The organism is Burkholderia sola (assembly GCF_905400185.1).
Taxonomy (GTDB): Bacteria; Pseudomonadota; Gammaproteobacteria; order Burkholderiales; family Burkholderiaceae; genus Burkholderia; species Burkholderia sola.
This window is the reverse complement of sequence record NZ_FR989677.1, coordinates 914,793-933,563: the sequence shown is the minus strand read 5'-3', so window position 1 is coordinate 933,563 and position 18,771 is coordinate 914,793. Positions and strand designations below refer to the sequence as shown.

The window sequence follows — 18,771 nt, the reverse complement described above, 5'->3', positions numbered from 1 at the left end:
TAACGATTGTGCGGGCGAAACGATGCGTCGTATCCGCCCAACGGCAGACGAGAGTACGCCGACAAATGAAAACAAGAGGATTCCGATGAAACCCATTACATGGATGGTCATGGCGGCCGCGCTCGCACTGACCGCATGCGGCGGCGACGATGTCGCGACGAACGGCGGCGCGTCGTCGTCGACGCCGACGAATCCCGGTTCGCCGTCCGGCTCGACGTCGCCCGGCGGCGGGTCGACAGGCGGCCCGACCGGCGGCGGCGCCACGCAGCCGCAGGCCGGCTGGTCGACGGCCGCCGCGGTGGACGGCAAGGGGCCGGAGGGCGCCCCGAGCGTGACGCTCGACGCGAGCGGCAATGCGCTCGCCACGTGGATGACCAACGGCCCGACCGGCGCGAACGGCAACGAGATGTGGGGCGCGCGCTATGCCGCTGGCTCGGGCTGGGGAACCGCGACGCGGCTCGACACGGGCGACGGCTCGCATTCGATGAACACGACGAGCTCGAGCCCGTCGCGCGTGGTCGGCAACGCGAGCGGGCAGGCCGTCGCGTTCTGGACCGAATGGATGCCGGGCCCGAACACGTATGCGCTGTGGGCACGCCCGTACAGCCCGGCCGGCGGCTGGGGCGCGGCGTTCGAAGTCGCGCCGGACGTGACGGGGTCGACCTATTCGGCCGGCATCGACGGCCAGGGCAACGCGCTCGTCGCGTGGACGCAGTCGATCAGCCTGCTCGATACGCGTATCGCATGGACGCGCTACACGCAGTCCGGACAGTGGTCGCCGACGGCGCTGATCCAGATGCCGGTGCAGACCGGGCCGGGCGCGGTGACCGGCGACACCGACAACGTGGGGCCGATGATCTCGGTGCTGTCGTCCGGCCGCGCCGTGCTCGCGTGGCGGCAGACCAACCATACGCACTCGGCGCTGTGGACGGCCACGTACGACCCGGCCAACGGCTGGACCGACGTCAATCAGGCCGTATCGAACACGAGCCTGTTCACGACGATCATCTCGCCGGTGGCCGGCATGGACGCGAAGGGCAACATCACGCTGCTCTGGGGGCAGCTCGACGTGACGGGCGGGAAGCTCACCACCACCACGATGTCGCAACGCTACGTGTCCGGCACCGGGTGGCAGCCGTCGCAACCCGTCGCGCCCGCCATCGTCGAGCCGACCGGTTTCATCGCGACGCCGATGCTCGCCGTCAACGAGAACGGCGTGGCCGCCGCGATGTGGGCGGAAGGCGGCGCGGCGCTGCAGGTGAGCGTGTCCGATGCCAGCGGCAACTGGGGGCCGTTGCAGCGGCTGACCGAACACCTGAACGGCGCGGCACTCCAGTACCCGCCGCTCGTGGTCGATGCGGGCGGCAACGTGACGGCCGCGTGGCAGGACACCGGTTTGCCGGGTGCGTCGGCCGTCATCGCGGCCAGCTACCGGAAGGGCGCGTGGAGCGCGTCGACGGTGGCGCCGCAGAGCGCGTCGTGGCCCGCGCTGGCCGTCAACGCGACGGGAGCGATGGCGCTGCTCTGGCAATCGTACGTCGCGACGATCGGCAGCCAGATCCAGGCCAGCTTTTATACGCCGGGCACGTAAGCGCCTCGCATTGGGAAATCGAAGGAGAAACCATGAAGCAAACCTTGCATTGCACCGTACGGACCGCGCTGGGCGTCACGGTCGCCGGCCTCGTGCTCGCCGCGTGCGGCTCGACGCAGATGAACATGGTCGACGTGCAGACGTCGACCGCGAAGACGCTCGGGCTCGCGTCGTCGGACGAGATCACGATCGCCAACGTCCAGTACGGGAAGAAGGACGGGCTCGGCGGCCAGAAGGTGAGTTACGACGCGACGACCGGCAAGGGGCGGCGTTTCGGCTGTACGGTGTTCATGATTCCGGGGCTCACGCCGATCGATCGGCCGACGTACAACAACTGGGAATGCCATCCGCAACGCTGATGGCCGCGATGAGGACCGCGCCCGCCATCGGGCGTCGGTCGATCGCTTAGGGGGACGATGCATCGCGTGGGCCTTGCTCCCGCGCAATTTGGTCCGATAATCGACGAACCGATTCTTTCCTGCCCGCCGGTTCGATAAAAAAACTGTCATGGATCAAGCTGCATTTGTCCCTGTTTTCAAGTTCCGCACGATCGACTACCCCGAGCCGGACCGGTTCCACGTCTGGGTCAAGGACATGCTGTGCGACTATCGCCTCGACGACGACGGCGGCCACGGCCCGTGCGACGCGGAAGCCAGCGGCGCGGCGCTCGGCCCGCTGATCTTGTCGGGCCGGCACTGGCACTCGCGCGCGCCGACCTATACGGTTCGCCGCACCCCCCGGCGGATCCGGCTCGACGGGCAGGATTCGATCCGCTTCACGTTGCTGCTCGGCGGTCGGCTCGCGAGCCATACCGGCGGCCCCGAATTGATCAAGGGCGCCGGCGACCTGTTCGTCTACGACGTCGCGCAGATCAACGACTGCAAGGTCGAGGCCGGCGACGTGATCAGCATCGTCGTGCCCCGCTACCTGCTGCCGAGCCATGCGGCGCAGATGCACGGCCAGACGCTGACGAGCGGCGTGGGCCGGCTGGTCGCCGATCAGATGCTGTCGCTGTTCCGGAACCTGCCGAACCTTCGCATGCAGGACGTGCCGAGCATCGTGCAATCGATGCTGTTGCTGCTGGCCGCGGCGGTGTCGCCGACCGCGCAGGCATTGAACGACGCGCGCGGCCCGATCGAACATGCGCTGGTCGACCGCGTGCGTCGCTACATCGACGTGCATTTGCTGGAGCCGGACCTGACGCCCGAACGGATCTGCCGCGACATCGGCGTATCGCGGGCGCGGCTCTATCAGTTGTTCAAGGAAGAGGGCGGCGTGATGCGGCAGATCACGCGGCGGCGCTTGCGTCACGCGTATCACGTGCTCGGCGATCCGCAGCGCCGGCATCAGCGCATCGCGGAAATCGCGTGGGCGCACGGCTTTCCCGACGAGAAGTATTTCCACCGGCTGTTCAAGGCGGAATTCGGCCACACGCCGAAGGAGACACTCGAGTGCGCGGCCGCGCCGATCCTGCTGCCGTGCGGTGCGACCGATGGGCGCTGGGGCGACGGCGGCCGGCTGGCGGGGTGGACGCTGCCGTTCGGGGTGCTCACCAACTGAGCGGTCCATGCGCGAGCGCCGTGCGGCGGCCGGCTGTATTCGCGCATCACGCGCACACGCTGCTGGCGATGCCTCCGTCGTCCATCTCGTCCAGCGCGACGCGCAAGTCGTCGATGGCCACCATCAGCTCACGCACCTGCCGTAACGACGGGTACTGATGCAGCACGGCCTGCCATTGCGGCAGGGTCAGCAGCGCGTGCCAGATGACGCCGAGGCCGTCCGGATCGGCATCCGGCCGTTGCGCGAACACGCTCGCGTATTCGAGGCTCGCCTGCGCGGACAGCAGCTGCATCCGGCTCGCGGCGCTCAGCAGCCGCGGCGTCGCATCCGCCGACGCGTCGCAGCAATACAGCACTTCGCGGGGCAGCGCCGCTTCGTCGGTCGTCAGCGCATGCAGCGATGCGCCATGCACGCGTACCGTGCCCTGGTGCGTCTCGAACGCATAGACCGTGTCGGGGGCCGCCTGCGCGAGCAGGGTCAGGCCGCGCAGCAGCCGCGGCAGATCGGTCGTCGCGGCATCCGCGGACGCCTTCGCCTCGACGAGGAAGCGCACGTTCCACGCGGGCGCCGGGTCGTTGCCGCGCGCGCGTTCGAGCAGGATCGCATCCCATTCGGTTTTCGCGCGGTCGTGCCGGCCCGGGATCGACGACGGCACGCGCATCGACGTGACGACGCGGTAGGTGCGCTGCTCGTCCACCGCGTCGAGCCTGCGCGCCAGTGCGTCGAGCGCCTGCGCCGCCAGCGCTTCGACGGCCGCGCCGCGCTGCTGCGACGCGACGCCCTGCGCGACGGCGACCGTGCTGCCGACGAGCGGCCCCTGCCGGACCCACAGCGCGCGGTAGCGACGGACGTCCTCGTCCGCGGCCAGCGCATCGAGCCGCAGCATGCGTTCGAGCGCGGGGCTGTCCTTCAGTTTGACGATGTCCTGCTCGAACGCCGCGTCGGTCGCCATCTCGGGCAGTGCGAGCAGATGCGCGAGTGCCGCGTGCAGCTCGGCCCACGACGCCGAAGTGGCCGCCGCATGCAGGCGCGCGAGGCCGTCGCGTTGCCAGGCCTGGGCGCTTCGTTCGAGCTTGGCCGGGTGCGCGATCGCATTGACGGCCGAGTGGAGCGCGCGCCGGTCCTGCTCGGCGTGCGCGGACAACGACGCGTATTCGCGCACGTTCGGCGCATCGTGACGCAGCACCGACGCCTGAAACGACGGATCGCCGGATGACGGATCCATCGCGTCGCGGATCATCCGCGCGAGCGCATCGATGAAGCGCTGCCGCAAGTCGGCGCCGGGCGCGTGGCCGTCCGCCCGCATCCTGCGCGCTTCCTCGATCACGATCGCCAGCGCGGTGGCCGGATTCGTCGCGTCGGTCAGCGACGACGCGCGCTCGAGCGGCGGCAGCCGGTAACGGCGCGCGACGGCGCGCAGGATGGCGTCGAGCAGGGCGGGAAGCGGTGTCAGCGACATGGCGGTCTGGGCGAGAAAGAGACCTGACCCGTCAAGCGGTCAGCGTCACCGACAGGCTGCCGAGCTCGCCGAAGCGCACCGTCAGCGCATCGCCGAGCGGCACGTCGATCGCGCCCGCGTACGAGCCGGTCGTCACGATCTGGCCGGCGCGCACCGCGTCGCCGCGCGACGCGAGGAAATTGACGAGCCATACCAGCGGCTTCAGCGGATCGCCGTCCGGATGGCGGCCGTCGATCGTGCGGTTCAGCGCGCCTTCGAACGATAGCGCGAGCGTCGCGAGCGGCACGTTCAGCCCGTCGGGCACGACCGGGCCGACGCACAGCCCCTGGTTGAATTGCCCGTCGGCCAGCAGCTCGAACTTCGATGCGCGCGCCGGTTCCGCATAGCGGCAGCCGAGTACCTCGAGCACGATGCGCACTTCCCGGATCGCCGCGCGCACGTCGCCTTCGTCATACGGCTGCGCGCGCGCGGGCAGGTCGCGATCGAGCACGAACGCGATTTCCGGCTCGATCCGCACGATCGGCCCGCCGACGACGCGGTACGGCGCATCGGCTTCGCGGATCGTCGACGCGAAGATCGGCGCGAGGATCACGCGATCGGGCGGCGGCAGCGCGCATTTCCATCCGCCGACGGGTTCGCCGAGCAGATCGGCCACGCGCTGCTGGATCGCGAGCGCGGTGTCGATGTCGTCGGGGCGCAGTGCATCGGGCAACAGCGGGCCGGGCGAGCCGGCATGGCGGGCGGCGACGAGATGCTGGGCGGCGCCGTCCACGCGTTCGGTAGTCGTTGTCATGTCGGTTGAGCGAGTTGAAAGTGGGGCCGGCAAAAAAGGGCCGGACGAAAGTCGCATAGTCGATGATAGCGCCTTCGGCGCGATGGGCGCTCGAAAGGGCAGCGGCGTCCGCATCGCCTGCCCGGTTCGGGGGCTGAGCGACAACGCAAGCCGGCCGCTTCCCGTCGCGTCGCTTTGCCGCATGCGGCGGTAGCGCCGGAGCTTGACCGCCGTCAACATCCGGACCCGCCGCCGGCCGATGATGGTGGCATGGCCGCACGCGACAGCGCGTGCGGCAACTCACCCCAGCGAGGTTCGCATGTACGAGAAAATCATGGTGGCCGTTGACGGCAGCGCTTCGTCGAAACAGGCGCTCGCCGAAGCCGTGAAGGTGGCGCTGGCGGGCGACACGCCCGTCAACGCGGTGTATGTGGTCGACAAGTCGGTGCTGTTTACGTATGCGGGCCGTCTCGATCCGCACGCGCTCGTCGAGGAAATCCGCGACGACGGGCGCAAGGTGCTGCGCGAAGCCGAACAGATCATCGCGCTGGCCGGCGCGAAGGGCGAAGCCGAACTCGTCGAGACCGAGAGCATCGGCGAGGACGTCGCGGAACGCCTGCAACGCTACGTGAACGAGCACGGGATCGATCTCGCGGTGGTCGGTACGCACGGGCGGCGCGGCATCCGGCGCGTGCTGCTCGGCAGCGTCGCCGAGCGTTTCGTGCGCGGCTCGAAGTGCCCGGTGCTGCTGATTCGCGGCGACGACGCCGACGCGGCGGCCGCCGCGGCCGCGGCATGACGCGGCGCGCGCGATGATACGCCGCCAGTACCGGATCGTCGTCGCGGCGATCGCCGTGTTCGTGTCGCTCGCCGGCATGATGGCCGTCGTGACGGGCCTGCTGTTCGATGCCGCGACGGCGCTGCGCGGCGGCGCGCTCGCGTTGATCGTCGGCGTCGCCGGCTTCGTCGTGATGCTGAACCCGGGGCCGAAAGGCGAGGAGTGACCCGCACGGGCGGGGCGGCGGCGCACGTTCGTCGACGGTTCCGCGACGACTGGCGACAGCCGTTACGCCGCCGCGATGTCGCCTAGTCGCTTGTCATCGACGGCGCGTTCGTGTCGTCCTGCCCGTTCCCAATCATCAGCCGCTTCAACGTTTGCGCCAGCTCGGTGCTCTCCGGCTGAATCTTCCCTGCCTGCGCGAACGCGTCGCGCGCCTCATCCTGGCGCCCCAGCTTCCACAGCACTTCGCCCTTGTGCGCCAGCGCGGTCGCATGCGCTTCGCGTGCAGCGCTTGCTTCGTCGCCGTCCGCCGCGAAGGTCGCTATCGAGCGGTCGAACCACATGAGCGCTTCGTCGTGGCGGCCGACGCGATACAGCGCCCAACCCTTGCTGTCGAGCGCATACGCATCCGCCGGTTGCTTCGCGAGATACGCGTCGATCATCGCGAGCCCGCGCTCGACTTCCACGCCTGCGTCGACGAGCCGATAGCCGACGTCGTTCAGGTGATCGTCGGAAATGTCGCCGAGGTCGAGCACGGCGGCGATACGCGCCGTGTCGCGTTCCGAGATGGCCAGCGACAGCAGCTTGGCGACGATCTGCTGCCGTAATTCGCCGCCGACCCGGTTGCCGTTGGCGATCAGGCTGCCGAGATATTGCGTGTACAGGTCCGGCGTGCCGGGCGCGTTCGTGCCGTTCGCGATGGCCGCGCCCGGGCCCGCGCACCAGTCGGTGTCGTCGGGGGCGATCAGCACGCTGGTGGAGAGATTGATGTTCCGACGCGTACGCGATTGCGCGTAGTAGGTATTGCCACGGGCATCCGAATAGCCGCACGCGAGATATTCGTCCTGGACGTCCAGCACGTACGGCACGCCGCCGAGCGGCGCGTCGCTGGACGAATCGACCAGGCGGAACGATTGACCCATCTCGCCTTCGCCGATGATCGGGTTGAACACCCACTGCTGCTCCGGATGGAACTTCGGCAGCCGGATCCTGGCCGTGCGGCCGGCCGCGTCCGTCGTGCCGAAGATCACGTTGTCGTGCTCGGCCGATTTGCCGGGCAGTCCCGCGATGGCCTGGTCCGGCAGGAACAGCCGATAGCGCGCATTCGGCAGCGGTCGTTGCGTGACCGGGTCGCGCAACACGAATCGATGAACGTAAGCCCCGTTGCCGAACGACGCCGTCGGTGGGACGTAGGTGCGGGCGTGGGCGGCGGGCAGGGCGGCGCACCCGATCGCTGCTGCGACACAGGCAGTGAAAAGGCGTGAGGTCATGAAAATGCGGTTCTTATTGGTGGCGACGTCATTGCCCGACGGCCGGTAAAACGGTCGAACGCATTGCGCGGTCTTCCATGAACGGCCCGCTGCCGGCCGGCGATTCCGCATGACACCGTCGTTCGTTCAATGCCATTCGATGCGGTTGAGTCCGATGTCCCGATTCAACGGAAAACGAACCGGCAGGACGCGGCACTGCCGTGCGAAGCATAGCAGGCGACACTATCAGTCCCTATTTCTGGACGTTGCAGCTCGATGAACGATGTCGTGATTTGTATCAAGTTGTGATACGTCGATCCGAAAGACAATTCATCCGAGCCGGACGAAAAGGATGCAGAAGGCGGACTGATTCCAATCCGACCGTCCTTTACAACCAGTATTTCCCCTCCTTAAATAATCAGGGTCTGCCAAAGACCGGAAAAACGAGATCCCCATGAGCCATTTCCTGGATAGATTGCGTTATTTCTCCACCACGAGGCCACGCTTTTCAGACGGGCACGGCGCCGTCACCGACGAAGACCGCAAGTGGGAAGACGGTTACCGGATGCGCTGGCAGCACGACAAGATCGTGCGCTCGACCCACGGCGTGAATTGCACGGGTTCCTGCTCGTGGAAGGTCTATGTGAAAGGCGGGATCGTCACCTGGGAAACCCAGCAGACCGACTATCCGCGCACGCGTCCCGACATGCCGAACCACGAGCCGCGCGGCTGTTCGCGCGGCGCGTCGTACTCGTGGTACCTGTACAGCGCGAACCGCCTGAAGCATCCGATGGTGCGCAGCGCGCTCGTGAAGCTGTGGCGCGAACGCCGCCGCACGCTCGCGCCCGTCGACGCATGGCGCTCGATCGTCGACGACGATGAAGCACGGCGCTCGTACCAGAGCCGGCGCGGGCTCGGCGGCTTCGTGCGCGCGAGCTGGGACGAGGTCAACGAGATCGTTGCGGCCGCAAACGTCTACACGGTGGCGCGCTACGGTCCCGATCGCGTGGTCGGCTTCTCGCCGATTCCGGCGATGTCGATGGTGTCGTACGCAGCGGGCTCGCGCTACCTGTCGCTGATCGGCGGCGTGTGCCTGAGCTTCTACGACTGGTATTGCGACCTGCCGCCCGCGTCGCCGCAGACCTGGGGCGAGCAGACCGACGTGCCGGAATCGGCCGACTGGTACAACTCCACGTTCATCATGATGTGGGGCTCCAATGTCCCGCAGACGCGCACGCCCGACGCGCACTTCCTCGTCGAGGCGCGCTATCGCGGCACCAAGGTCGTGTCGGTGTTTCCCGACTACTCGGAAGGCGCGAAGTTCGGCGACCTGTGGCTGCACCCGAAGCAGGGCACCGACGCGGCGCTCGCGCTCGCGATGGGCCACGTGATCCTGAAGGAATTTCATCTTGCAGGGAAGAGCGATTATTTCGCCGACTACTGCAAGCGCTACACCGACATGCCGTGCCTCGTGCGGCTCGTGCCGCACGGCGACGGCTACGTGCCCGAGCGCCTCGTGCGCGCATCCGACTTCGACGACGCGCTCGACGAAGCCGCGCATCCGCAGTGGAAGACCGTGATGATCGACGACGCGAACGGCGAGTTCGTCGTGCCGGTCGGCTCGATCGGCTTCCGCTGGGGTCAACAGGCGGACGCCGACAAGGGCAAGTGGAACCTGCGCGGCGAGACGTCGAAGGGCGCGGTGCTGTCGCCGCGGTTGTCGTGCACGGCCGCGCACGACGACGTGGTCGACGTGCTGTTCCCGTATTTCGGCAACCAGCCGCACGCGCACTTCAACTCGACGCAGCATGCGTCCGTGCTGTCGCGCCGGATCGGCGTGCGGCGCATCGCGACGCGCAACGGCGACATGCTGGTCGCGACCGTCTATGACCTGTTCGTCGCGAACTACGGGCTCGACCAGGGGCTCGGCGGGCGCGACGTGGCCGCGAGCTACGACGACGATCTGCCGTACACGCCGGCGTGGCAGGAAGCGATCACCGGCGTGAAGCGCGCGGACGTGATCTCGGTCGCGCGGCAGTTCGCGGAGAACGCGCACAAGACGCAGGGCAAGTCGATGGTGATCATCGGCGCGGGGATCAACCACTGGTTCCACATGGACATGTCGTACCGCGCGATCATCAACATGTTGATCATGTGCGGCTGCATCGGCAAGCCCGGCGGCGGCTGGTCGCACTACGTGGGCCAGGAGAAGCTGCGGCCGCAGACGGGGTGGACCGCGCTCGCATTTGCGCTCGACTGGAACCGCCCGCCGCGCCAGATGAATGCGACGTCGTTCTTCTACGCACATACCGACCAGTGGCGCTACGACCCGATGGATCCGGCCGCGCTGCTGTCGCCGCTTGCGGACAAGTCGCGGTTCCACGGCGCGCCGATCGACTACAACGTGCGCGCGGAGCGGATGGGCTGGCTGCCGTCCGCGCCGCAGCTGTCGGTGAATCCACTGAAGGTCGGCGCGAGCCTGGGCGACCCGTCGCAGGCGGGTGCGGACGTCGCGCGGCAGTTGCAGGCCGGCGCGCTGCGGATGGCGTGCGAGGACCCGGACGCACCGGACAACTTCCCGCGCAACCTGTTCGTATGGCGCTCGAACCTGCTCGGCTCGTCGGGCAAAGGCCACGAGTACTTCCTGAAGCACCTGCTCGGCACCACTCACGGCGTGCAGGGCGAGGACCTCGGCGCGACCGGCGGCCGGCGTCCCGAGGAGGTGACGTGGCACGACGAAGCGCCGCGCGGCAAGCTCGATCTGCTCGTGACGCTCGACTTCCGCATGTCGACGACCTGCATGTACTCGGATGTCGTGCTGCCGACCGCGACGTGGTACGAGAAGGACGACATGAACACGTCCGACATGCACCCGTTCATCCATCCGTTGTCGGCGGCGGTCGATCCCGCGTGGGAATCGAAGAGCGACTGGGAGATCTTCAAGGGGATCGCGAAGCGCTTCTCCGAGCTGTGCGACGGGCATCTCGGCGTCGAGCGCGACGTCGTGCTCGCGCCGATCGCGCACGATACGCCGGGCGAACTCGCGCAACCGTTCGACGTGCAGGACTGGAAGCGCGACGAATGCGAACCGGTGCCGGGCCGCACGATGCCGGCGGTGGTCGCGGTCGAACGCGACTATCCGAACACGTATGCGCGCTTCACGTCGCTCGGCCCGCTGATGGACAAGCTCGGCAACGCCGGAAAGGGCATCGGCTGGGATGCGAAAGACGAAGTGAAGCTGCTCGGCGAACTGAACTACAAGGTCGCTCACGGCGCCGCGCAAGGGCGCCCGCGGATCGACACCGCACTCGATGCGGCCGAGGTGATCCTCGCGCTCGCACCTGAAACCAACGGCGAAGTGGCGGTGAAGGCATGGTGCGCGCTGTCCGGCATCACCGGCATCGATCACACGCACCTGGCCGCCGCGCGCGCGGACGAGAAGATTCGTTTCCGCGACATCCAGGCGCAACCGCGCAAGATCATTTCATCGCCGACGTGGAGCGGGATCGAATCCGAGCACGTGTCGTACAACGCCGGCTACGTGAACGTGCATGAACTCGTGCCGTGGCGCACGATGAGCGGCCGCCAGCAGCTCTATCAGGATCACGCGTGGATGCGTGCATTCGGCGAATCGCTGTGCGCGTACAAGCCGCCGGTCGATACGGGCAGCTACGAACACATGGTCGGCTCGCGCTCGAACGGCAACCCCGAACGTGTGCTGAACTTCCTGACGCCGCATCAGAAGTGGGGCATCCACAGCACGTACACGGACAACCTGCTGATGCTGACGCTGTCGCGCGGCGGGCCGATCGTGTGGATGTCGGAGGACGACGCGAAGGCGATCGGCGCGGTCGATAACGACTGGATCGAGTGCTACAACGCGAACGGCGCATTGTGCGCGCGGGCGGTGGTGAGCCAGCGGATTCCGTCCGGGATGGTGATGATGTATCACGCGCAGGAGAAGATCGTGAATACGCCGGGCTCCGAGATCACCGGCACGCGCGGCGGCATCCACAACTCGGTCACGCGCATCGCGCTGAAGCCGACCCATATGATCGGCGGCTACGCGCAGCTCGCGTACGGGTTCAACTACTACGGCACGGTCGGCTCGAATCGCGACGAATTCCTGATCGTGCGCAGGATGAACAGGGTCGACTGGCTCGACGGCGAAGAAGCCGCGACCGATACGTCGAACGTCCGCACCGGAGAAACGTCATGAAGATACGCGCACAGATCGCGATGGTGCTGAACCTCGACAAGTGCATCGGGTGCCATACGTGCTCGGTGACCTGCAAGAACGTGTGGACGAGCCGCGAAGGGATGGAATACGCGTGGTTCAACAACGTCGAGACGAAACCGGGCATCGGCTATCCGAAGGACTGGGAGAACCAGGACCGCTGGCGTGGCGGGTGGCAGCGGCGCGCGGACGGCAGGATCGAGCCGCGACTCGGCGGCAAGTGGCGGTTGCTCGCGCAGATCTTCGCGAACCCGCATTTGCCCGAGATCGACGACTACTACGAGCCGTTCACGTTCGACTACGCGCATCTTCAGGAAGCCGGCAACACGCGTGCGATGCCGGTCGCGCGGCCGCGCTCGCTGATCAGCGGCCAGCGACTCGAGAAGATCGAGTGGGGGCCGAACTGGGAGGAAATTCTCGGCGGCGAATTCGAGAAGCGCGCGAAGGACACCAACTTCGAGAACGTGCAGAAGGACATCTACGGGCAGTTCGAGAACACCTTCATGATGTACCTGCCGCGCCTGTGCGAGCACTGCCTGAACCCCGCGTGCGTCGCGGCGTGCCCGTCGGGCTCGATCTACAAGCGCGAGGAAGACGGCATCGTGCTGATCGACCAGGACAAGTGCCGCGGCTGGCGCATGTGCGTGTCCGGCTGCCCGTACAAGAAGATCTACTACAACTGGCAGAGCGGCAAGGCCGAGAAGTGCATCTTCTGCTATCCGCGTATCGAGGCCGGCCAGCCGACCGTGTGTTCGGAAACCTGCGTGGGCCGCATTCGCTATCTTGGCGTGCTGCTGTACGACGCGGACCGGATCAGCGAGGCGGCCAGCGCGGAGAACGAGAAGGATCTGTACGAAGCGCAGCTGTCGCTGTTCCTCGATCCGGAAGACCCGGCCGTGATCGCGCAGGCGGAGCGCGACGGCGTGCCGGCCGCGTGGATCGACGCCGCGCGGCGTTCGCCGACCTACAAGATGGCAATCGACTGGAAGATCGCGTTCCCGCTTCATCCGGAATACCGGACGCTGCCGATGGTCTGGTACGTGCCGCCGCTGTCGCCGATCAACGCGGCCGCCAACAGTGGCGATCTCGGCATGAACGGCTACCTGCCGGACGTCGAATCGCTGCGCATTCCGCTGCGCTATCTGGCAAACCTGCTGACGGCCGGCGACGAAGCGCCCGTGAAGCTCGCGCTCGAACGGCTGCTCGCGATGCGCGCGTTCATGCGCGCGCGCCACGTCGACGGCATCGACGCGCGCGCCGTGCTCGACCAGGTCGGGCTGTCGCTCGCGCAGGTCGAGGAGATGTACCGCTATCTCGCGATCGCGAACTACGAGGATCGCTTCGTGATCCCGACCACACATCGCGAGTATGCGGAGAACGCGTACGACCTGCGCGCGTCGTGCGGCTTCTCGTTCGGCAACGGCTGTTCGGACGGCCGGTCGTCGGCGAGCCTGTTCAGCGCGAAGAAGGAGAAGGGCACACGGACCATTCCGATCCGCGAGGTCTCCCGATGAGCACCGCACCCGATCCGACCTATGCGGCGTTCGCCGCGCTGCTCGACTATCCGGACGACGCGCTCGTCGACGTGCTCGATTCGGTCGAAACGCACCTGCGCGAAGCGGCGCGTTTGCCGAGGACGGTACGCGCCGGGCTCGACCGGTTCTTTGCGTACATGCGCGAGCGCGACCTGCTGACGCTGCAGGAGAACTACGTCGCGCTGTTCGATCGCGGCCGCGCGACGTCGCTGCACCTGTTCGAGCACGTGCACGGCGAATCGCGCGACCGCGGACAGGCGATGGTCGACCTGCTGCAGATGTACGAGCGGCACGGGCTGTTCCTGAACCCGGGCGAACTGCCCGACTATCTGCCCGTGTTCCTCGAATACCTGTCGCGGCTGCCGGCGCCCGATGCGCGCAGCCTGCTCGCTGAAACCGGCGAGATACTGCGCGCGGTGGCCGGCCAGCTCGCGCAGCGCGGCAGTCATTACAGCTTCGTCGTCGGCGCGCTGTTGCCGATGGCGGGCCTCGCACCGGTCGACGCACCGGCCGCCGCGGACGACGACGTCGCCGCCGAGCGGCCGAGCGCCGACGACTACCGCGCGCTCGACGCGTCGTATGCGGACGAAGCCGTGCGCTTCGTCGGCGCTGCAACACCGGCGACCGCGGAGCAGACGGTGCGGTTCCACGACAAGCGGCCGGCCCGCGGCGCGTAAGCGCGGGCCCAACTGGGGAAACACATGAACGCTTACCTGCATCAGTTCCTGTTCGGGATCTACCCGTACATCTGTCTCGCGGTGCTGCTGGTCGGCAGTCTGATCCGCTTCGACCGCGAGCAGTACACGTGGAAAAGCGATTCGTCGCAGCTGCTGCGCCACGGGATGCTGCGGCTCGGCAGCAACCTGTTTCACTGGGGCGTGCTGGTCGTCGTGCTCGGGCACTTCGCGGGCTTCCTGGCGCCGCACTGGCTCGTGTCGCCGTTCCTGTCGGCGTCCGGGCACCAGTTGGTCGCGATGGTGGCGGGCGGCGCGGCCGGCGTCGCGTCGATCGTCGGGCTGACGATCCTGATCTGGCGCCGCCTGGGCGATGCGCGCATCCGCAAGAACAGCCGCACGTCCGACATCGTGATCGTGCTGATGCTGTGGGCGCAGCTCGCGCTCGGGCTCGGCACGGTCGTACTGTCGACGCGCCACATGGACGGCGTGATGTTCGAGCAACTCACCGACTACGTGAAGGGCGTCGTCACGTTCCGCCCGGACATCGCGAGCCTGCTCGTCGGCGTGCCGCTCACGTACCGGCTGCACATCCTGCTCGGCTTCACGATCTTCCTCGTGTCGCCGTTCACGCGGATGGTGCACATCTGGAGCGGGATCGCGTCGATCGCGTACCTGATCCGTCCGTACCAGCTCGTACGCAAGCGCTGAGGAGGAAAAAGCATGAACGAGGTTCTTTCCGAAGTCGCGACGATGCCGCTGATCGTCAACGGCATCGAGATCGACGCTGCGTCGATCTCGGCGGAAGCCGAGCACTACCACGATGCAGCCGATCCGCTCGACGCGGCGCGGCGCACGCTCGCGGTGCGCGAGCTGCTGCGGCAGCGCGCGGTGTCGCTGGCGCTGCTCGACGAAGGCGCGCCGCTCGACGACGCGGCCGTCGACGCGCTGCTCGAACGCGAACTCACGCATGTGCCCGAACCCGATCGCGCGGCTTGCGAGCGTTATTACGCGCAGCACCCGGCGCGCTTTCGCCGCGACGACATCGTCCATGCGAGCCACGTGCTGTTCGCGATGACGGACCGCGTGCCGCTCGCGCCGCTGCGGCAGCGCGCGGAACAGGTGCTCGCCGACGTGGTGACCGCGCCCGATACGTTCGAAGCGGTCGCGCGCGCGTCGTCGAACTGCCCGTCGGCGGAAGTCGGCGGCAGCCTCGGGCAACTGCTGCGCGGCGACACGGTGCCGGAATTCGAGGCCGCGCTGTTCGATACCGACGGCACCGGCGTGCTGCCCAAACTCGTCAACACGCGCTTCGGCTTCCACATCGTGCGCATCGAGCGCCGCGTGCCGGGCGACACGGTGCCGTTCGACGAAGCCGCCGACCAGATCGCCGCGTACCTCGCGGCGCGCGTGCGGCGGCAGGCGATCCGGCAGTACGTGGCGATTCTCGCGGGCGGCGCACGCGTCGAAGGCGTCGAATTCGACGGTGCGAACGGGCCGCTGGTTCAATGAAACGGGGTTTGGCGTATGGCAACTCAACAAGGTAATGCCGGGCGGGTGGTGAACGCACCGGCCGTTCCGCTGCGTGCGTGGTCGGTGCTGGCCGCGAGCACGCTCGCGTTCATGGTGTGTTTCGTCGTGTGGATGATGTTCGGCGTGCTCGGCGTGCAGTTGCGCACCGATCTCGGGCTGAACAGCACGGAGTTCGGGCTGCTCACGTCGACGCCGGTGCTGACCGGCGCGCTGATGCGCTTGCCGCTCGGCACGTGGACCGACCGCTTCGGCGGTCGCATCGTGATGACGGTGCTGCTCGTCGTGTGCGCGGTGCCCGTCTACGTCGTCAGCTACGCGACGCAGCTGTGGCAGTTCCTGCTGATCGGGCTGTTCCTCGGCTGCGTCGGCGCGTCGTTCGCGGTCGGCACGCCGTATGTCGCGCGGTTTTTCCCGCCGCAGCGACGCGGGCTCGCGATGGGCGTGTTCGGCGCGGGCACGTGCGGCGCGGCCGTCAACCTGTTCGTCACGCCGCTGCTGCTCGACGCGTATGGCTGGCGTTTCGTGCCGCGCATCTATGCGGTCGCGCTGCTCGTCACCGCGCTGATCTTCTGGTTCGCGTCGGCGCCCGATCCAGGGGCGGGCAAGCGCGGCGGATCGATGCTCGATTCGTTCAAGGTGCTGCGCGACCCGCGCGTGTGGCGGCTCTGCCAGTACTATTCGATCACGTTCGGCGGCTTCACCGCGCTGTCGCTGTGGATTCCGCAGTACCTGAAGAGCGAATACGGGATGTCGCTGGTGATGGCGTCCGCGTTCGCGGCCGGCTTCTCGCTGCCGGGCTCCGTGCTGCGCGCGCTCGGCGGCGCGCTGTCCGACCGCTTCGGCGCGCACGCGGTCACGTGGTGGGGGCTGTGGGTCGCGTGGATCGCGCTGTTCCTGCTGTCGTACCCGGCGACCGATTTCGTGATTCACACGATCGACGGAACCGCGACGCTGAACGTCGCGATGCCGGTGGCCGGCTTCGTCGCGCTGACCTTCGTGCTCGGCGCGGTGTTCGCGCTCGGGATGGCGTCGACCTTCAAGTACGTCGCCGACGATTTCGCGGACAACATGGGCGTCGTGACTGGCATCGTCGGGCTCGCGGGCGGGCTCGGCGGCTTCCTGCTGCCGATCCTGTTCGGCATGCTGCTCGACCTGCTGCGCGTGCGCACGACGTGCTTCATGTTCCTGTACGGAATCGTGTGGGTGTCGCTGATCCTCATTTACCTGTCGGAAGTGCGGCGCACACCCGTCGTCACGGGCTGACCTCCTTTCGATCGATCCGATGCGCCGGTGCGATGCCCGAGGGAGCCCGGGTCGCGCCAGCGCATCGTCCCGTTCGGAAGGGCGCGCGCGACGTATCCGGCCGCGCGCGCTTCTGTCAAACTGGCGCCCATGAAACCGCGCCTCGCTTCATCGCATTCCGCCGATTCCGCGCCTGCGCCCGCAGGCTTTCCCGACGCCGACGAACTGGCCGCGCTGCGCGCGTGGTACGCGGGCATGACCGTGCGTCAGGCCGTCGAACGCTACCTGCCCGACCGGCTCGGCGCGGTGCGCTCGGCGCGCGGCGTGATCGGCGCGATCCGCCGTCGCCTCGTGCGCGTCGCGCGGCAGGTTGGCCGCCCCGATCTCGCGGAACGGCTCGGCCATGCGGACGGTGAGCGTTTGCGGGAGGCGAAAGCGGCCACCGACGCGATCGCCCAACTGCGCCATGCACGCGCGCCGGCACCGCAGATCAGCGACGACGTCGGCCTGTGGCTGCCGGCGCGCGCGGTCGTGGCACTGCGTGCGCACGGGATCGCGACGCTCGCCGACCTGACGGTGCGGATTCCGCGCCGGCGCCAGTGGTGGCGGGCGATCGCGGGCCTCGGCATGGCCAGTGCGCGGCGCATCGACGCGTTCTTCGCCGCGCATCCGGACCTGACCGAACGGGCGCGCGCGCTGATCGCCGCGACGCCGCGCGGCAGCATCGTGCCGTGGGAACACCTGAAGCTGCCGCACGAAGTCGACGGCTCGGCCGGCACGTTCCGCGCGCCGCGCGCGACTAGCACGCTCGATGCGGACAACGATTACGCGGCCGTGCACGCGTGGCTGTCGCTGCACGAATCGGCCGCGACGCGGCGCGCGTACCGGAAGGAAGCCGAGCGGCTGATCCTGTGGGCGATCGTCGAGCGCGGCCGCGCGCTGTCGTCGCTGACGACCGAGGACGCGCTCGCGTATCGCGCGTTCATCCGGCGGCCGACGCCGCACGAGCGCTGGGTCGGGCCCGTGCGGCCGCGCGGCGCGCCCGACTGGCGGCCGTTCTCGGGCGCGCTGTCCGCGCGCTCGGCGGCGTACACGCTGTCGGTGCTCGGTGCGCTGTTCCGCTGGCTGATCGAGCAGCGCTACCTGCTCGCGAATCCGTTCGCGGGCGTGAAGGTGCGCGACACGCGCGGCGCGACCGCGCTCGATACGTCGCACGCGTTCACCGAAGGCGAGTGGCTGCTGGTCCGCACGATCGCCGACGGGCTCGAGTTCGGCCAGCGCGCGGGCGACGGTGCGCCGCAGTCGGGCTGGACGCCGGCCGCCGCGCAACGGCTGCGTTTCATTCTCGATTTCGGCTATGCGACCGGGCTGCGCGCGAGCGAACTGGTCGGCGCGACGCTCGGCGACATCGAGACGGACGCGCACGGCGACGCGTGGCTGAAGGTGATCGGCAAGGGCAGCAAGGCCGCGCGCGTCGCGCTGCCGCCGCTCGCGCGCACGGCGCTCGACCGCTATCTGGTCGCGCGCCGGTTGCCGGTCACGCCGGCGCGCTGGCGGCCCGATACGCCGCTGATTCCGAGCCTCGCGGAAGACGACGCGGCCGCCATCACGAGCGTGCGGCTGTGGAAGGTGATGCAGCGTTTCTTCGCGCAGACGGCCGTTGCGGTCGAAGCCGACCACCCGGTGCTCGCGCACAAGCTGCGCCAGGCGAGCCCGCACTGGATGCGCCATACGCACGCGACGCACGCGCTGGCGCGCGGCGCGGAGCTGACGACGGTGCGCGACAACCTGCGGCATGCGTCGATCTCGACGACGTCGATCTATCTGCATGGCGACGACGTGAAGCGGGCGCGGCAGATGTCGAGCGCGTTCGGCATCGACAAATGAGTGGAACGGCGCGGCATCGGCGCCGGTCAGA

At 68.2% G+C, this 18,771-nt stretch carries 15 protein-coding genes; 12 read left to right on the top strand and 3 right to left on the bottom strand.

Annotated features, from left to right (window positions below; translation table 11 throughout):
* The first annotated feature begins 85 nt into the window (after nucleotides 1-85).
* From KR541_RS34310 to KR541_RS34300, 3 genes are all read left to right on the top strand, one after another.
* The gene (locus tag KR541_RS34310) at nucleotides 86-1,591 is read left to right on the top strand and encodes a hypothetical protein (protein ID WP_124595361.1); all 1,506 of its coding nucleotides are present in this window, start codon (nucleotides 86-88) and stop codon (nucleotides 1,589-1,591) included.
* Between the two features lie 32 nt (nucleotides 1,592-1,623).
* Nucleotides 1,624-1,950, top strand: a complete 327-nt coding sequence (locus KR541_RS34305) for a hypothetical protein (RefSeq protein ID WP_124557104.1) — start codon at nucleotides 1,624-1,626, stop codon at nucleotides 1,948-1,950.
* Between the two features lie 148 nt (nucleotides 1,951-2,098).
* The gene (locus KR541_RS34300) at nucleotides 2,099-3,151 is read left to right on the top strand and encodes an AraC family transcriptional regulator (RefSeq protein ID WP_216090155.1); all 1,053 of its coding nucleotides are present in this window, start codon (nucleotides 2,099-2,101) and stop codon (nucleotides 3,149-3,151) included.
* A 46-nt stretch (nucleotides 3,152-3,197) separates the two neighbouring features.
* On the opposite strand, the gene KR541_RS34295 is transcribed toward KR541_RS34300, so the two are convergent.
* Both KR541_RS34295 and KR541_RS34290 read right to left on the bottom strand, forming a co-directional pair.
* A complete protein-coding gene (locus tag KR541_RS34295; protein WP_124631720.1) occupies nucleotides 3,198-4,610 on the bottom strand; it encodes a 3-deoxy-D-arabino-heptulosonate 7-phosphate synthase in 1,413 nt (470 codons plus the stop codon).
* Nucleotides 4,611-4,641: 31 nt separating this feature from the next.
* The gene (locus KR541_RS34290) at nucleotides 4,642-5,403 is read right to left on the bottom strand and encodes a 2-keto-4-pentenoate hydratase (protein WP_050014159.1); all 762 of its coding nucleotides are present in this window, start codon (nucleotides 5,401-5,403) and stop codon (nucleotides 4,642-4,644) included.
* A gap of 298 nt (nucleotides 5,404-5,701) precedes the next feature.
* Here KR541_RS34290 and KR541_RS34285 point away from each other — a divergent pair, with 298 nt between their 5' ends.
* On the top strand, nucleotides 5,702-6,181 hold the full coding sequence (locus tag KR541_RS34285) for a universal stress protein (protein ID WP_050014160.1): 480 nt from the start codon (nucleotides 5,702-5,704) through the stop codon (nucleotides 6,179-6,181).
* Nucleotides 6,182-6,194: 13 nt separating this feature from the next.
* A complete protein-coding gene (locus KR541_RS34280) occupies nucleotides 6,195-6,386 on the top strand; it encodes a DUF2964 family protein (protein WP_027786097.1) in 192 nt (63 codons plus the stop codon).
* An 82-nt stretch (nucleotides 6,387-6,468) separates the two neighbouring features.
* Here KR541_RS34280 and KR541_RS34275 read toward each other — a convergent pair whose 3' ends face one another.
* A complete protein-coding gene (locus tag KR541_RS34275; RefSeq protein ID WP_235356233.1) occupies nucleotides 6,469-7,524 on the bottom strand; it encodes a tetratricopeptide repeat protein in 1,056 nt (351 codons plus the stop codon).
* A 562-nt stretch (nucleotides 7,525-8,086) separates the two neighbouring features.
* Here KR541_RS34275 and KR541_RS34270 point away from each other — a divergent pair.
* The 7 genes from KR541_RS34270 (at nucleotide 8,087) to KR541_RS34240 (ending at nucleotide 18,740) form a co-directional block, all read left to right on the top strand.
* Entirely contained in the window at nucleotides 8,087-11,851 is a 3,765-nt protein-coding gene (locus KR541_RS34270) for a nitrate reductase subunit alpha (protein WP_216090154.1), read from the top strand.
* Nucleotides 11,848-13,383, top strand: coding sequence for a nitrate reductase subunit beta (gene narH, locus KR541_RS34265; RefSeq protein ID WP_089490303.1), 1,536 nt, complete (start codon nucleotides 11,848-11,850; stop codon nucleotides 13,381-13,383). The genes KR541_RS34270 and narH overlap by 4 nt, the downstream gene beginning before the upstream one ends.
* The gene (narJ, locus tag KR541_RS34260) at nucleotides 13,380-14,081 is read left to right on the top strand and encodes a nitrate reductase molybdenum cofactor assembly chaperone (protein ID WP_050014163.1); all 702 of its coding nucleotides are present in this window, start codon (nucleotides 13,380-13,382) and stop codon (nucleotides 14,079-14,081) included. Before narH ends, narJ begins: the two co-directional genes overlap by 4 nt.
* Before the next feature lie 24 nt (nucleotides 14,082-14,105).
* Entirely contained in the window at nucleotides 14,106-14,789 is a 684-nt protein-coding gene (gene narI, locus KR541_RS34255; protein WP_050014164.1) for a respiratory nitrate reductase subunit gamma, read from the top strand.
* 12 nt (nucleotides 14,790-14,801) lie between these two features.
* Nucleotides 14,802-15,590: a peptidylprolyl isomerase gene (locus KR541_RS34250; protein WP_216090153.1), complete on the top strand. Its 789-nt coding sequence runs from the start codon at nucleotides 14,802-14,804 to the stop codon at nucleotides 15,588-15,590.
* 15 nt (nucleotides 15,591-15,605) lie between these two features.
* On the top strand, nucleotides 15,606-16,874 hold the full coding sequence (locus KR541_RS34245; protein WP_050014166.1) for an MFS transporter: 1,269 nt from the start codon (nucleotides 15,606-15,608) through the stop codon (nucleotides 16,872-16,874).
* Nucleotides 16,875-17,003: 129 nt separating this feature from the next.
* The gene (locus tag KR541_RS34240) at nucleotides 17,004-18,740 is read left to right on the top strand and encodes a site-specific integrase (protein ID WP_216090152.1); all 1,737 of its coding nucleotides are present in this window, start codon (nucleotides 17,004-17,006) and stop codon (nucleotides 18,738-18,740) included.
* Nucleotides 18,741-18,771 lie beyond the last annotated feature (31 nt).

What these genes read in the sequence shown, in the direction of transcription:
- narH (WP_089490303.1), top strand. Translation starts at nt 11,848, where the DNA reads ATGAAGATACGCGCACAGATCGCGATGGTGCTGAACCTCGACAAGTGC.
- KR541_RS34310 (WP_124595361.1), top strand. Translation starts at nt 86, where the DNA reads ATGAAACCCATTACATGGATGGTCATGGCGGCCGCGCTCGCACTGACC.
- KR541_RS34250 (WP_216090153.1), top strand. Translation starts at nt 14,802, where the DNA reads ATGAACGAGGTTCTTTCCGAAGTCGCGACGATGCCGCTGATCGTCAAC.
- narJ (WP_050014163.1), top strand. Translation starts at nt 13,380, where the DNA reads ATGAGCACCGCACCCGATCCGACCTATGCGGCGTTCGCCGCGCTGCTC.
- KR541_RS34240 (WP_216090152.1), top strand. Translation starts at nt 17,004, where the DNA reads ATGAAACCGCGCCTCGCTTCATCGCATTCCGCCGATTCCGCGCCTGCG.
- KR541_RS34305 (WP_124557104.1), top strand. Translation starts at nt 1,624, where the DNA reads ATGAAGCAAACCTTGCATTGCACCGTACGGACCGCGCTGGGCGTCACG.
- KR541_RS34245 (WP_050014166.1), top strand. Translation starts at nt 15,606, where the DNA reads ATGGCAACTCAACAAGGTAATGCCGGGCGGGTGGTGAACGCACCGGCC.
- KR541_RS34270 (WP_216090154.1), top strand. Translation starts at nt 8,087, where the DNA reads ATGAGCCATTTCCTGGATAGATTGCGTTATTTCTCCACCACGAGGCCA.
- KR541_RS34290 (WP_050014159.1), bottom strand. Translation starts at nt 5,403, where the DNA reads ATGACAACGACTACCGAACGCGTGGACGGCGCCGCCCAGCATCTCGTC.
- KR541_RS34280 (WP_027786097.1), top strand. Translation starts at nt 6,195, where the DNA reads ATGATACGCCGCCAGTACCGGATCGTCGTCGCGGCGATCGCCGTGTTC.
- KR541_RS34300 (WP_216090155.1), top strand. Translation starts at nt 2,099, where the DNA reads ATGGATCAAGCTGCATTTGTCCCTGTTTTCAAGTTCCGCACGATCGAC.
- KR541_RS34295 (WP_124631720.1), bottom strand. Translation starts at nt 4,610, where the DNA reads ATGTCGCTGACACCGCTTCCCGCCCTGCTCGACGCCATCCTGCGCGCC.
- KR541_RS34285 (WP_050014160.1), top strand. Translation starts at nt 5,702, where the DNA reads ATGTACGAGAAAATCATGGTGGCCGTTGACGGCAGCGCTTCGTCGAAA.
- narI (WP_050014164.1), top strand. Translation starts at nt 14,106, where the DNA reads ATGAACGCTTACCTGCATCAGTTCCTGTTCGGGATCTACCCGTACATC.